The 13,171-nt window shown below is 69.1% G+C and carries 13 protein-coding genes; 4 read left to right on the top strand and 9 right to left on the bottom strand.

From position 1 onward, the window contains the following. Positions 1-15: 15 nt before the first annotated feature. On the top strand, positions 16-3,396 hold the full coding sequence (locus ACAH41_RS28345) for a S41 family peptidase (protein ID WP_370538705.1): 3,381 nt from the start codon (positions 16-18) through the stop codon (positions 3,394-3,396). A gap of 8 nt (positions 3,397-3,404) precedes the next feature. Here the strand turns inward: ACAH41_RS28345 and ACAH41_RS28350 are convergent, their stop codons facing one another. Then, positions 3,405-3,569 carry a hypothetical protein gene (locus ACAH41_RS28350; protein ID WP_370538706.1) on the bottom strand — a complete coding sequence of 55 codons (165 nt, stop codon included), beginning with the start codon at positions 3,567-3,569 and terminating at the stop codon, positions 3,405-3,407. Positions 3,570-3,729: 160 nt separating this feature from the next. Further along, a complete protein-coding gene (locus ACAH41_RS28355) occupies positions 3,730-5,388 on the bottom strand; it encodes an MFS transporter (protein WP_370538707.1) in 1,659 nt (552 codons plus the stop codon). On the opposite strand from ACAH41_RS28355, the gene ACAH41_RS28360 reads away from it, so the two are divergent. Beyond that, complete coding sequence (locus tag ACAH41_RS28360) at positions 5,363-5,515, top strand: hypothetical protein (RefSeq protein WP_370538708.1); 153 nt, start codon at positions 5,363-5,365, stop codon at positions 5,513-5,515. The two genes, ACAH41_RS28355 and ACAH41_RS28360, sit on opposite strands and share 26 nt — an antisense overlap. Positions 5,516-5,638: 123 nt before the next feature. Here the strand turns inward: ACAH41_RS28360 and ACAH41_RS28365 are convergent, their stop codons facing one another. Together ACAH41_RS28365 and ACAH41_RS28370 are read right to left on the bottom strand one after the other, a co-directional pair. Further along, complete coding sequence (locus tag ACAH41_RS28365; RefSeq protein ID WP_370538709.1) at positions 5,639-5,851, bottom strand: DUF1289 domain-containing protein; 213 nt, start codon at positions 5,849-5,851, stop codon at positions 5,639-5,641. Then, entirely contained in the window at positions 5,848-6,372 is a 525-nt protein-coding gene (locus tag ACAH41_RS28370; protein WP_370538710.1) for a YbaK/EbsC family protein, read from the bottom strand. The genes ACAH41_RS28365 and ACAH41_RS28370 overlap by 4 nt, the downstream gene beginning before the upstream one ends. A 72-nt stretch (positions 6,373-6,444) precedes the next feature. On the opposite strand from ACAH41_RS28370, the gene ACAH41_RS28375 reads away from it, so the two are divergent. Next, positions 6,445-7,047, top strand: coding sequence for a DUF1415 domain-containing protein (locus ACAH41_RS28375; protein ID WP_370538711.1), 603 nt, complete (start codon positions 6,445-6,447; stop codon positions 7,045-7,047). A gap of 10 nt (positions 7,048-7,057) precedes the next feature. Here the strand turns inward: ACAH41_RS28375 and ACAH41_RS28380 are convergent, their stop codons facing one another. The 4 genes from ACAH41_RS28380 to ACAH41_RS28395 form a co-directional block, all read right to left on the bottom strand. Beyond that, positions 7,058-7,687 carry a UPF0149 family protein gene (locus ACAH41_RS28380; protein WP_370538712.1) on the bottom strand — a complete coding sequence of 210 codons (630 nt, stop codon included), beginning with the start codon at positions 7,685-7,687 and terminating at the stop codon, positions 7,058-7,060. Positions 7,688-7,757: 70 nt separating this feature from the next. After that, complete coding sequence (locus ACAH41_RS28385; RefSeq protein ID WP_370538713.1) at positions 7,758-7,946, bottom strand: hypothetical protein; 189 nt, start codon at positions 7,944-7,946, stop codon at positions 7,758-7,760. Beyond that, the gene (locus tag ACAH41_RS28390; protein ID WP_370538736.1) at positions 7,943-9,298 is read right to left on the bottom strand and encodes a sorbosone dehydrogenase family protein; all 1,356 of its coding nucleotides are present in this window, start codon (positions 9,296-9,298) and stop codon (positions 7,943-7,945) included. The genes ACAH41_RS28385 and ACAH41_RS28390 overlap by 4 nt, the downstream gene beginning before the upstream one ends. Before the next feature lie 161 nt (positions 9,299-9,459). Further along, positions 9,460-9,606 carry a hypothetical protein gene (locus ACAH41_RS28395; protein WP_370538714.1) on the bottom strand — a complete coding sequence of 49 codons (147 nt, stop codon included), beginning with the start codon at positions 9,604-9,606 and terminating at the stop codon, positions 9,460-9,462. 233 nt (positions 9,607-9,839) lie between these two features. On the opposite strand from ACAH41_RS28395, the gene ACAH41_RS28400 reads away from it, so the two are divergent. Beyond that, a complete protein-coding gene (locus ACAH41_RS28400; protein ID WP_370538715.1) occupies positions 9,840-12,206 on the top strand; it encodes a catalase in 2,367 nt (788 codons plus the stop codon). 17 nt (positions 12,207-12,223) lie between these two features. Here ACAH41_RS28400 and ACAH41_RS28405 read toward each other — a convergent pair whose 3' ends face one another. Further along, on the bottom strand, positions 12,224-13,147 hold the full coding sequence (locus ACAH41_RS28405; protein WP_370538716.1) for a pyridoxal-phosphate dependent enzyme: 924 nt from the start codon (positions 13,145-13,147) through the stop codon (positions 12,224-12,226). Positions 13,148-13,171 lie beyond the last annotated feature (24 nt).

The raw sequence follows: 13,171 nt of genomic DNA on the forward strand, positions 1-13,171 counted from the left end.
TGTCCAGGACCGTTCATGTTGTTTTCGACTCCCTTGCGTGCGCTGGCCCATGCGGCCGCCATGCTGTGCCTGCTCACCGCTGCTACCTCAGCCTCAGCAGCCTCGGCCGCCACACCATCCGCGGCCAGCACCAACCCGGCCCTGGGCCCGCTGCAAGACCCGCTGTGGATGCGCTACCCGGCCATCTCACCCGACGGCAGCCAGATCGCCTTCAGCTTCCAGGGCAACCTCTTTGTCGTGCCGGCCGAGGGCGGCGTGGCGCGGCTGCTGGTGGCCAACGGCCAGAGCAACTCGCGCGCAGTGTGGTCGCCGGACGGCCGCAGCATCGCCTACGCGGCCAACCTCTATGGCAACTACGACGTGTTCCTGGTCTCGGCCGACGGCGGCCCTTCGCGCCGGCTGACGACACACTCGGCCAACGAGACGCCGCTGAGCTTCACGCCGGACGGCAAGGAAGTGCTGTTCTCCGGCACCCGCATGGATGCGCGCGGCAACCTGATGTTCCCCTCGGGTCAGGCCAGCGAGCTGTACAAGGTCGGCATCGAGGCCGGCCGGCGCCCGGTGCAGGTGCTGAGCACCCCTGCCCTGTCGGCCCAGCTGAACAAGGCTGGCACGCAGATGCTGTACGAGGACTGGAAGGGCTACGAGAACCTGTGGCGCAAGCACCATGTCTCGCCGGTGGCGCATGACATCTGGCTCTACGACACCAAGACCGGCCAGCACCGCCAGCTGACCACCTTCGGCGGCGAGGACCGCAACCCGGTCTGGTCGCCCGATGAGCAGACGGTGTATTTCCTCAGCGAGCGCAGCGGCTCGTTCAACGTCTGGAAGATGCCGCTGAACCAGCCCGAAGCGGCGGTGCAGGTCACCAGCTTCAAGACCAACCCGGTGCGCTTCCTCAGCATGGCGGGCAACGGCACGCTGAGCTTCGGCTACGACGGCGAGCTCTACCGCCTGGCCCCGGGCGCCAGCGCGCCAACCAAGGTCGCCGTGCAGATCGCTGCGGACACCCGCACCCGCGGCACCGAGCTGCAGCGCCTGTCGCAGGGCGCGACCGAGATGTCGCCCAGCCCCAGTGGCAACGAAGTGGCCTTCGTGATTCGCGGCGAGGTGTTTGTCGCCTCGTCCGAATTCGGCGACACCAAGCGCATCACCGACACGCCCACGCAGGAACGCTCGGTCAGCTTCAGCCCGGACGGGCGGCGGCTGCTGTTTGCCGGCGAGCGCGATGGCGCCTGGAGCCTCTACGAAGCCAGCCTGCCCGGCAACAAGAAGGAATCGCCGAACTTCTACAGCGCCGGCAAGGTGCAGATCAAGACGCTGCTGAGCAACGGCAAGGACAACTTCCAGCCGCGCTACTCGCCGGACGGCAAGGAAGTGGCCTACCTCGAAAACCGCAACACGCTGAAGGTGCTGAACCTGGCCAGCGGCCAGACACGCACCGTGCTGCCGGCCGAATGGAACTACTCCTACGCCGACGGCGACCAGTGGTTCGACTGGTCGCCAGATGGCCGCTCGCTGCTCACGCAATTCGTGGACCGCAACCGCTGGGGTGCCGAGGTCGGCCTGATCGACGCCCAGGGCAAGCACCCGCTGGTCAACCTGACCCAGAGCGGCTATGACGACTTCTCGCCACAGTGGGCACGCAACGGCCAGATGATGGTCTGGCTGACCGACCGCACCGGCATGCACGGTGCCTCGGGCTCGTCGCAGAAGGACGTCTACGCGATGTTCTTCACCCGCGAAGCCTTCGACCGCTTCAACCTCGACAAGGGCGAATACGCCGCGCTGCTGAAGAAGGAAGAAGAGGAAAAGAAGGAAAAGGACAAAGCGAAAGAAGCGAAGGAAACCAAGACCGACAAAAAAGGCGGCAAGGACAAGGACGATGACGCCATCACCCTGCCCGAGCCGGTCAAGCTGGAACTGGACCAGGTCGAGGACCGCGTCGTGCGGCTCACGCCAAACGCCGGCAATGTGCGCTCAGCCGTGCTGTCGGAAGATGGCGAAGCCCTGGTCTACCTGCTGGAAACGGCCGACGGCATCGAGCTGTGGGTGAACCGCCTGCGCAGCAAGGAGAACAAGAAGGTCGGCGGCTTCCCGGCCGGCAAGGGCGGCCACGGCGACCCGCTGCCGGTGGACCTGCAGCTGGACGCCAAGGGCGAAAACGTCTTCGTGCTGGCCGACGGCGGCATCCAGAAATTCAAGCTGCCCAAGGAAGACGGCCCCGTCAAGCCTGAGCCGGTCAAGTTCGCCGCCGAGCTGAACCTGGACCTGCGCGCCGAACGGACCTACATGTTCGACCACGTCTGGCGCCAGACCCAGGCCAAGCTTTACGTGGCCGACATGAACGGCGTGGACTGGGCCGGCTACCGCAAGGTCTACGAACGCCAGCTGCCCTACATCGCCAACGGCGAGGACTTTGCCGAGCTGCTGAGCGAGATGCTGGGCGAGTTGAACGTCTCGCACACCGGCTCGGGCTACACCGGCAAGCCTGGCGCAGGCGATGCCACCGCCCAGTTGGGCGTGTTCTTCGAACCTGCCTTCACCGGTGCCGGCCTGAAGGTGGCCGAGATCATCGACGGCAGCCCGCTGCAGGCCGGTGATGCGCGCATCCAGCCCGGCATGGTGATCGAGAAGATCGACGGCGTCGCGATTGCCGCCGGCGCTGAATTCGACTCGCTGCTGAACCAGAAGGCCGGCAAGCGCGTGCTGCTGTCGGTCTTAGACCCGGCCGCCAACAAGCGCTTCGACCAGACCGTCAAGCCCATCTCGCTGGGCGAACAGGGCGAGCTGCTCTACAGCCGCTGGATCAAGGCCGAGCGCGATGCGGTGGACAAGCTCTCCGGCGGACGCCTGGGCTATGTGCACGTGCGCGGCATGGACGACGAGAGCTACCGCGACGTCTACGCCGAGGTGCTGGGCCGCCACAGCGGCAAGGAGGCGCTGATCGTCGATACCCGCTTCAACGGCGGCGGCAACCTGCACGACGAACTGGCCACGCTGCTCAGCGGCCGCCGCTACCTGGAGTTCCTGCCGCGCGGCCAGTCGCTGGGCTGGGAGCCCACCGGCAAGTGGACCAAGCCCTCACTGGTGCTGATCAGCGAGAGCAACTACTCCGACGCCCACCTCTTCCCCTGGGTCTACCGCCATCAAGGCATAGGCAAGCTGCTGGGCATGCCGGTGGCCGGCACCGGCACGGCCGTCTGGTGGGAGAACCAGCAGGACACCACCATCACCTTCGGCATCCCCGAGGTCGGCTTCCGCGACGAGAAGGGCAACTTCATGGAGAAGGCCTTGATCGAGCCGGACATCCTGGTGCCCAACGATCCGGCCAAGGTGGGAGCAGGTGTGGATCAGCAGCTGGAGCGCGCGGTGCAGGAGCTGCTCAAGCGCTGACGCGCAGCCTACTGCGACGCGGCCAGCGCCGGCGCCGGCGCCGACGCCGCGTCGGCATGGCCGCCGCTGACGTCGTGCTTCTCGCCGCCCATGTCGATCTTGTCGCCGGCTTTGGACAGCAGCCACAAGCCGACGGCGGCGAAGAGGATGAATCCCACGAGCAGCTTCCACATGTTCAAGTCTCCTGTCATCGAGTTGGTGAAGTCGCGGCCGCTTTCGGCGGCGGTGGCGACACCATAGGAGACGTGGCTGACAGGGCCCCTACACGGCCTGGCCGAGACGAAAAAAAGCGGCCCGGAGGCCGCTTTTTTTCATCGGAGATGAACGAAGCGATCAGTCGTTCGCGTAGATGTTCACGTCCTTGGTTTCCTTCACGAATAGCAGGCCGATCACGAAGCACACCGCGGCGATCACGATCGGGTACCACAGGCCGTGGTACATGTTGCCGTTCTGCGCCACCATCGCGAAGGTGATGGACGGCAGCAGCCCGCCGAACCAGCCGTTGCCGATGTGGTACGGCAGGCTCATCGAGGTGTAGCGGATGCGCGTCGGGAAGAGCTCCACCAGCATCGCGGCGATCGGGCCGTAGACCATGGTGACGTAGATCACCAGGACGGTCAGCAGCGCGACCACGTTCCACCACTGGCCGCTCATGAAGCCGATGGGCTGCGCCTTGGGCGGGTAGCCCGCCGCCTTCAGCGACTCGCTCACGTCCTTCTTGAAGGCGGCCACCGAGGCGGCGGAAGCTTCGTCGAACTTGTGGCCGCCGGGCAGCACGGCCGCGGTCGGCGGCGTGATCTGCTTGTCACCGATCTTGATCGTGGTGGGCGTGCCGGCCGGTGCGGCGACGTTTTCATACGAAGCCGAGTTCTGCGTCAGTGCGCGCTTGGCGATGTCGCAGCCGGAGGTGAAGTCCACCTCGCGGGCCACCGGGCTGCCCTGGAACGAGCAGGTCGCCGGGTCGGCGCTGACGGTGATCTGGGCCGTCGCCTGGGCCTGGGCCAGCGCCGGGTTGGCGGCCTGGGTCAGCGCCTTGAAGATCGGGAAGTAGGTCAGCACCGCGAGCGCCAGGCCGGCCAGGATGATGGGCTTGCGGCCGATCTTGTCCGACAGCGTGCCGAAGATGACGAAGAACGGCGTGCCGATGATCAGCGAGACGGCGATCAGCACGTTGGCGGTGCCGGCATCGACCTTCAACACGCTGGTCAGGAAGAACAGCGCATAGAACTGCCCCGTGTACCAGACCACGCCCTGGCCCATCACCAGGCCGAACAGCGCCAGCAGCACGATCTTCAGGTTCTTCCACTGGCCGAAGGACTCGGACAGCGGGGCCTTGGAGGTCTTGCCTTCGTCCTTCATCTTCTTGAAGGCCGGCGATTCGTTCATCGACAGGCGAATCCACACGCTGATGGCCAGCAGGGCGATCGAGAGGATGAACGGCACGCGCCAGCCCCAGTCGGCAAAGGCCTGCTCGCCCAGCGCGGTGCGCACGCCCAGGATCACCATCAGCGAGAGCATCAGGCCCAGCGTGGCGGTGGTCTGAATCCACGAGGTGTAGGCACCGCGCTTGCCGTGCGGCGCGTGCTCGGCCACGTAGGTGGCGGCACCGCCGTACTCGCCGCCCAGCGCCAGGCCCTGCAGGATGCGCAGGCCCACCAGGATGATGGGCGCGGCCATGCCGATGGTGGCGTAGTTGGGCAGGATACCGACGATGAAGGTCGACAGGCCCATGATCAGGATGGTCACCAGGAAGGTGTACTTGCGCCCGATCATGTCGCCCAGCCGGCCGAACACCAGTGCGCCGAACGGCCGCACGATGAAGCCGGCGGCAAAGGCCAGCAGCGAGGCGATGAACTGCGCCGTCGGGTCCAGCGCCGCGAAGAACTGCTTGCCGATGATGGCGGCCAGCGAGCCGTAGAGATAAAAGTCGTACCACTCGAACACGGTGCCGAGCGAGGAGGCGAAGATGACCTTCTTCTCCTCTTTCGTCATCGACGTGCTCGCTGCCGGCATCGGTGCGCGTTTTGCTTCCGCCATGGCCATGGGATGTCTCCTGATTGAACCGCATCTCGCTGCCCCCTCGGCAGCGTGTGAGGCGGACTATCTGCCCCGGCTCTGACCGGGTTCTGACGCGAGCCTGAACCGAAGCTGACAACCCAAGGGGCAACCCGCAGAGTTGATTTCACGATGCGAGATGGCAGTCGTTACTGCGGGTAACTCCCGGGGCGCCACGGCGGCGCCGTCAGCCTGCCGGCCGGGCCGTCTGCAGGCGCCGTGCGGGCAAGAGGCGCCACACCCTGCGCTTGGCCTCGTCGTCCATCGTCGACCAGGCCGCGATCTCCTCCAGGCTGCGCTGGCAGCCCTCGCACCAGCCGGTGGCCGCGCCGATGCGGCACACGCTGGTGCAGGGCGAGGGCACGGGCGATGCCAGCCAAGCCGGCACGGGCGTGCTCACCCTTGCACCACGTCGGCCACCGGCGCGCCGGTCAGCCGCACCAGGTCGGCCGGGCTGAGGCAGAACACGCCCTTGGGGTGGCCGGCTGCCGCCCAGATCTCGGCAAAGCGGAACAGCTCGCGGTCGATCAGCGTGACGGGCGGTGTCGCGTGGCCCACAGGCGAGACGCCGCCGATGGAATAGCCGGTGCGCGCCTTGACGAAGTCGGCATCGGCGCGGCCAATCGCACCCACCAGCGCCGCGACCTTCTTTTCGTCGACCCGCTTGTCGCCCGAGGTCACCACCAGCACCGCCGCCTCGTCCGCCTTGCGGCGGAAGATCACGCTCTTGGCGATCTGCCCGACCACCACGCCCAGCGCATCGGCCGCCTCCTGCGCGGTGCGCGCCGAGACCGCGAGCCAGACGGGCACGTGCGCGTGGCCCAGCGACTGCAGCAGCCGCACGACGTTGACAAAGCTCTCGTGGGGGGCGTCGCCGTTCGCGGCGCCGTCTGCTGGGCTGGGTGTGGAAGATTCGGCCATGGCTCACCTGTGTGGAAGGCGAATTGTGATACGCCCGCAGCGGCGCAGTGCGCCAGCGGACAATCCGGCGCCATGCCCGCGCCCACCTCCCTGCCAGCCCCCTCCCCCGACCCCGACACGGTGATCGCCCAGACCCGCCGCTGGCTGGAGAAGGCCGTCATCGGCCTGAACCTCTGCCCCTTCGCGAAGGCGGTGCACGTCAAGGGCCAGATCCGCTACGTCGTGAGCGCCGCGACCGAGCCCGCCGCGCTGCGCGCCGAGCTGGCCGAGGCGATGCGGCACCTGGTCGTCGCCGACCCCGCGCGGACCGACACCACGCTGCTGATACACCCCGGCGTGCTGGGCGATTTCCTGGACTTCAACGACTTCCTCGGCGAGGCCGACGAGTTGCTGGAAGAGCTGGGCCTGGACGGCACGCTGCAAGTGGCCAGCTTCCACCCGCAGTTCCAGTTCGCCGGCACCCGGCCGGACGACCCGGGCAACAACAGCAACCGCGCCCCCTACCCCACGCTGCACCTGCTGCGCGAGGCCAGCGTGGACGCGGCCGTGCAGGCCTTCCCCGAGGCCGAGGCGATCTACGAACGCAACATCGAGACCCTGCAGGCGCTGGGCCAGGCCGGCTGGGCCCGGCTGTTCGAGACGCCCGCCGAGCCGCCGCCCGAGCAGCGGGGCTGAGCCGGCCGGCTCATTTGGCGCCGGGGCCGGCGCGGGCGCGCAACAGCAGCACCGCGTCCACCACGGCGCGGCTCAGTTCGTCGCACACCTCGGGGTCGGCCAGGCGCTTCGCGTCGGCCTCGCTGAGCTCGCTGTCGTCGCCGCCCAGCAGCGCGACGGGTACCAGCGCCGGGCCCAGCGCCGCGTCGTCGAACAACTCGCCCCAGGGCCCGGGCGCCAGCTCGACCGCCCGCAGGAAACCCGCGCACCAGTCCTCGGCGTCCACCCACTCGCGCTGGTCGACCTCGGCCACGCTGAACACCGGCTGCCAGGCCGAGGCGTCTTCGGAGGCATCCTGGAGCTGGCCGTCCAGGTGGCGCAGGTGGCGCAGCACCAGCAGCGTGGCGCGCTTGCGCTGCTTGCTGCTGGCAAAGGGCGCGTTGCCCTCGCCGTCGCCGCCCCACACCGCCGGCAGCCACTCGGCGCCGGGCCGGCTGGCCAGCCCGGGAGGGCCCACCAGCAGCGCGGTCAGGTAGCCATCGAGGTTCTCGATGTTCATCGTGGCACCGGGCAGTGCCTGCAGCATCTGGTCCAGCGCCTGCAACTCGTCGTCGCTGAGCGGCAGGTTGTCGGAGAGCGGGTTGTACTGGGGATATTCCACGGGGCGGCCTTCGATGTAGCAGAGCGATCAGCCCTGCATTGTCGTTGCACGCCCGCGTGGCCCCCGTCTCTCAGCCCTGCAGCGGCGGCGGCGGATCGACCGCCGGCGGCTCCTGCACCGGTGGTACGCCGCCGGGCAGCGGCGGGTCCTCGATGGTGGGCGGCGTGTCGTCCGGCCGCGGCGGCGTCGGCGGGTCTTGCGGCGACGGCACCGGGGGCATGTTGGGCGTGTGCATCAGGCGGGTGTCGTCGGTGTTCATGGGCTTGCCTTCAGGGCCAGGGCGTTGGGGGTCGCGGCCACGGCGCTCGGTGCAGCGGCGGTCACGCGCCAGATCACGTTGCCGACATCGTCGGCCACCAGCAGCGCGCCCTTGTGGTCTATCGCCACGCCCACCGGGCGGCCGCGGGCCTTGCCGTCGTCGCTGAGGAAGTCGGTCAGCACGTCCAGCGGCGGGCCGGCCGGCCTGCCGCCGGCGAAGGGCACGAAGATCACCTTGTACCCGCTGTGGGGCTTGCGGTTCCACGAGCCATGCTGGCCGATGAACATGCCGCTGGCGAAGATCGCCGGCAGCTTGTTGCCCTCGGCCGCAGCCAGCCCCAGCGAGGCGGTGTGGGGGCCGAGCGCGTAGTCGGGCGGAATCGCCTTGGCCACCAGGTCGGGGCGCGGCGGCTGCACGCGCTCGTCCACGTGCTGGCCGTAGTAGCTGTAGGGCCAGCCGTAGAAGCCGCCGTCCTTGACCGAGGTCAGGTAGTCGGGCACCAGGTCGCTGCCGATCTCGTCGCGCTCGTTGACCACCGTCCACAGCGTCCTCTGCGTGGGCTCCCAGGCCATGCCGTTGGGGTTGCGGATGCCGGAGGCGAAGATGCGGTGCCGGCCGGTCTGGCGGTCGACCTCCCAGATCGCCGCACGGCCGGCCTCGGCTTCCATGCCGCGCTCGCCGATGTTGCTGTTGGAGCCGACGCTCACATAGAGCTTGCTGCCGTCGGCGCTGGCGAGCACGTTCTTGGTCCAGTGGTGGTTGATGGGGCCGCCGGGCAGGTCCACCAGCTTGGTCGGCGCGGCCTTGATGCTCGTCTCGCCGGCGACGTACGGGAAGCGGACCACGGCATCGGCATTGGCGACATAAAAGTCGCTGCCCACCAGCGCCATGCCGAAGGGCGACATCAGGCCCTCGAGGAACGGCGTGCGCAACTCGGCGACGCCATCGCCATCGGCGTCGCGCAGCAGCGTGATGCGGTTGGCGCTGGGTACGCCGGCACCGGCCTTTTTCATCGCCTGCTTCATGAACCAGCCGCGGATGCCACCGCCATCGTCGGGCTTGGGCGGCGCGTTGGTCTCGGCCACCAGCACGTCGCCATTGGGCAGCACGAGCAGCCAGCGCGGGTGGTCCAGCCCCTCGGCAAACTTGGCCACGCGGGTACCGGCGGCCGAGCGCGGCAACTCGTGCTGGCCCCAGGGCTGCGCCGGGGCGACATTGACGGTGGGGATCAGGGTCTTGTTCGGCGGCGGCAACTGCGGGTTGCTGCCGGTGCCGGCCAACACCGGCAGCTTCGCCGTCTCGCCGCAGCCAGCGAGCACGGCCACCGCCGCCAGGCAGAGCGCGGCCTGCATCCGCCTGAAGGGGCTCAGCGGCCACCGCCTCGATCTCAACATGCAAACTCCTCGTCGGGACCGGAAGGTCGGCCACTCCAGCACCTTGGCGCGACCGCTGGCCCGGCGGTGTAGGCCATTGCCGCAAGCGCTTGTAGGGGCCTCCCGGGGAGTGCGATGCCTCAGGTCTTGGGCTCGAGCACACCGTCCTGGTCGCGGTCTTCGGGCGGCACCGCGCCCTCGTCGGGTTCCACCGGCTGCTGGCCCGGCGCCTCGGGCACGTCAGGCTCGTGGTGGTGCGTGTGGTGGGGGTGGGGCAGGCTGGCCATCGGGGTGCTCCTCGGCGGGTGGGACACCGCAGTCTGCCCCAAGCAGCCCCCGCTCCGCCATGGCCCTGCTGCAGTCACGGCAGTGGCCGACGGCGGTGCCCGCCGTCCGCCTACAAGCGATGTCCGGCAGGGGTGAGAGATTCAGCAGCCTGCCCGGGCCTGCCTTGTCCTGGGCGCCATGCCAGCCGCCGCGGCACCGCCGTGGGCCACCCATCACAGCTCCGGAGACCGCCATGAAGTCCAGCTCCTCCAAGCGCAGCAGCCCTGCCGCGAAGCCCGCTCCCCGCAACACCGGCGACGACCCGCTCGCCGCACAGGCCGAAGCCACGCAGGCGATGGTCGCGGCCATGCCCTACAACCGCAACAAGCCGCACGAGATCGGCCGCGACAACGCGCTCACGCCGCCGATAGGCGCAACCGTGCAACCCGGCTCCACCGACGTCGGCGCCAGCACGCTGAGCGAGCACAACGTGTCGCTGAAGACCGGCAACGGCGCACCCGCCACCGGCAGCCAGCCCGACCGCGGCTCGCTGGAGCGCTCGCGCAGCGACGCCACCGGCCAGGTGCTGACCACCAACCAGGGCGTGGCCATCGCCGACAACCAGAACTCGCTGAAGGCCGGCCTGCGCGGCCCGACGCTGCTGGAAGACTTCATCCTGCGCGAGAAGATCACCCACTTCGACCACGAGCGCATCCCGGAGCGCATCGTGCATGCCCGCGGCTCGGCGGCGCATGGCTACTTCGAGTGCTACCAGCCGCTCGCCGAGCACACCCGCGCGGCACCCTTCGCCGAGGCCGGCAAGATCACGCCGGTGTTCGTGCGCTTCTCCACCGTGGCCGGCGGCGCCGGCTCGGTCGACACGGCCCGCGACGTGCGCGGCTTCGCGATCAAGTTCTACACCGACGAAGGCAACTGGGACCTGGTGGGCAACAACATCCCGGTCTTCTTCATCCAGGACGCGATGAAGTTCCCCGACCTGGTCCACGCCGTCAAGCCCGAGCCGCACCACGGCATGCCGCAGGCGGCCTCGGCGCACGACACCTTCTGGGACTTCGTCTCGCTGATGCCCGAGAGCACCCACATGCTGATGTGGGCCATGTCGGACCGCGCCATCCCGCGCAGCCTGCGCATGATGCAGGGCTTCGGCGTGCACACCTTCCGGCTGGTCAACGAAGCCGGTGCGTCGGTCTTCTGCAAGTTCCACTTCAAGCCGCTGCTCGGCACCCACTCGCTGGTCTGGGACGAGGCCGCGAAGATCGCCGGCGCCGATGCCGACTTCCACCGCCGCGACCTCTGGGAGGCGATCGAGGCCGGCGAGTACCCCGAGTGGGAGATGGGGCTGCAGATCTTCAGCGAAGAGCAAGCGGAGGGCTTCAGCTTCGACGTGCTGGACGCTACCAAGCTGATCCCCGAGGAGCTGGTGCCGGTGATGCCGGTGGGCCGGCTGGTGCTCAACCGCAACCCGGACAACTTCTTCGCCGAGACCGAGCAGGTGGCCTTCTGCGCGGCCCATGTGATCCCGGGCATCGACTTCAGCAACGACCCGCTGCTGGCCGGCCGCATCCACTCCTACATCGACACGCAGATCTCGCGCCTGGGCGGCGCCAACTTCCACGAGCTGCCGATCAACGCGCCGCTGGCCGCCGTGCACAACAACCAGCGCGACGGCATGCACCGCCAGACCATCCCGCGCGGCCGCGTCGCCTACGAGCCCAACTCGCTGGGCGGCGGCTGCCCGTTCCAGGCCGGCGCCAAGGGCTTCGTCTCGTTCCCCGAGCCCCTGCAGCAGGACAAGCTGCGCGGCAAGCCCGAAAAGTTCGCCGACCACTACACCCAGGCCGCCCTGTTCTACAACAGCCAGACGCCGGTGGAGCAGGCCCACATCGCCGCAGCCTTCCGCTTCGAGCTGAGCAAGCTCACGGTGCCGGCCATCCGCGAGCGCATGGTGGCGTCGCTGGTCAACGCCTCACCCGAGCTGGCGCAGAAGGTGGCCGAGGGACTGGGCATGCCGTTGCCGGCCGCGCTGCCGCGGGCGCTGGACCAAGCCACGCCACCCGAGGTGACCGAGTCTCCGGCGCTGTCGTTGACGGCCCTGCCCGGCGATGGCGGCATACGCACCCGCAAGATCGCCTTGCTGATCGCCGACGGTGTAGCGGCTACGTCGCTGACGGCCCTGCACGCGGCTCTCAAGAAGGCCGGCGCCGTGCCGCAATGGGTCGCCCCGCGCCTGGGCCGAGTCGAGGCCGCGGACGGCGAGGCGCTGGCGGCGGACGCCACGCTGGAGAACTCGCCCGCGGTGCTGTTCGACGCCATCGTGCTGCCCGACGGCGACGAGGCGGTCAAAGCGCTGGCGGCCGATGGCCACACGATGGAGTTCATCGCCAACACCTACCGCCACGGCAAGACATTGATGGCGATGGGTGCCTCGAAGGCGCTGCTGGAGCGGGCCGGCGTCAGCGCCACCCTGCCCTCCGGCGAGGCCGACCCCGGCGTGCTGATCGCCCAGCCGGGCGAGATCAAGAGCACCGCCAAGGCCTTCATCGAGGCGGTGGGCAAACACCGCCACCCGCAGCGCGAGACCGATCCGCCGCGGGTCTGAGAAGCGCCAGCTTCAGGTCACGGCTGCTGCTGCTGCGACCACTGCCGTATCTGGTCGATGCTGGCCGTGGCGCCGCCGCAGACCACGACCAGCACGGTCTCGAAGCCTTCGAGCTCGGGCGCCGCTTCGTAAGCCAGCGCCAGGCTGGCGCCGCAGGCCGGCTCGACCAGCAGACGGTGGTCGGCGAGAAAGCGCTCGCAGGCGGCCAGCGCACTGGCGTCCGACACGACGACGCTGCGGATGGGGCGCTGCTGCCACCAGCGCACCGCCTGGTCGCAGACACGCTTGGCGCCCAGCGAGCTGGCGATGCTGGCCAGGCGGGCCAGCTCGACCGGCCGCCCGGCCTCGGTCGCCGCACGGAACGACGCGGCCCCCGCCGTCTCGACCGCGAGTATCGGTACGCCGGCCCAGCCGTTACGCTGCAGCCCCTCGGCGACGCCGGACAACAGCCCGCCGCCGCCGACCGAGAGCACCACCGCGTCGGGCTTCAGCCCCGCCTGGGCCACCTCGTCGATCATCGTGGCGTGGCCCTGCCAGAGCAGCGGGTCGTCGAAGGGGTGGACAAAGGCATCGTCCGCGCCCACCAGCGAGAGCGCCAGGCCGTTGGCCTCCTGCCAGGAGGCGCCGTGCACGAGCACCTCGGCGCCTTCCAGCCGCAGCAGCTCCTTCGCCGTCTCGGTCGCGGTCTCCGGCACCACGACCGTGACCGGAATGGCGAGCCTGCGGCCGGCGTAGGCGACCGCCAGGCCGGCATTGCCGCCGGACGACGACACGAAGCGGCGCGCGCCTCGCCGGGCGTGGGTCTCGCAGGCGAATCCGACGCCGCGGATCTTGAACGAACCTGGCACTTGCAGGGCATCGAGCTTCAGCCAGACCGAGCGGCCGGACAACAGGCTCAGGCGGTGCGATTCGACGAGGGGGGTCTGGATGTGGAGGGGCATGGTGGGAGCGATTCAGGGGCGGGT

This window comes from Ideonella sp. (genome assembly GCF_041287625.1).
GTDB lineage: Bacteria > Pseudomonadota > Gammaproteobacteria > Burkholderiales > Burkholderiaceae_C > Ideonella.

Bases quoted from the DNA above. Each gene is read 5' to 3' on its own strand.
- ACAH41_RS28345 (WP_370538705.1), top strand. From the start codon at position 16: ATGTTGTTTTCGACTCCCTTGCGTGCGCTGGCCCATGCGGCCGCCATG.
- ACAH41_RS28350 (WP_370538706.1), bottom strand. From the start codon at position 3,569: ATGTGGAAGCTGCTCGTGGGATTCATCCTCTTCGCCGCCGTCGGCTTG.
- ACAH41_RS28360 (WP_370538708.1), top strand. From the start codon at position 5,363: ATGACCTTCTTCTCCTCTTTCGTCATCGACGTGCTCGCTGCCGGCATC.
- ACAH41_RS28355 (WP_370538707.1), bottom strand. From the start codon at position 5,388: ATGACGAAAGAGGAGAAGAAGGTCATCTTCGCCTCCTCGCTCGGCACC.
- ACAH41_RS28370 (WP_370538710.1), bottom strand. From the start codon at position 6,372: ATGGCCGAATCTTCCACACCCAGCCCAGCAGACGGCGCCGCGAACGGC.
- ACAH41_RS28375 (WP_370538711.1), top strand. From the start codon at position 6,445: ATGCCCGCGCCCACCTCCCTGCCAGCCCCCTCCCCCGACCCCGACACG.
- ACAH41_RS28385 (WP_370538713.1), bottom strand. From the start codon at position 7,946: ATGAACACCGACGACACCCGCCTGATGCACACGCCCAACATGCCCCCG.
- ACAH41_RS28390 (WP_370538736.1), bottom strand. From the start codon at position 9,298: ATGCAGGCCGCGCTCTGCCTGGCGGCGGTGGCCGTGCTCGCTGGCTGC.
- ACAH41_RS28395 (WP_370538714.1), bottom strand. From the start codon at position 9,606: ATGGCCAGCCTGCCCCACCCCCACCACACGCACCACCACGAGCCTGAC.
- ACAH41_RS28400 (WP_370538715.1), top strand. From the start codon at position 9,840: ATGAAGTCCAGCTCCTCCAAGCGCAGCAGCCCTGCCGCGAAGCCCGCT.
- ACAH41_RS28405 (WP_370538716.1), bottom strand. From the start codon at position 13,147: ATGCCCCTCCACATCCAGACCCCCCTCGTCGAATCGCACCGCCTGAGC.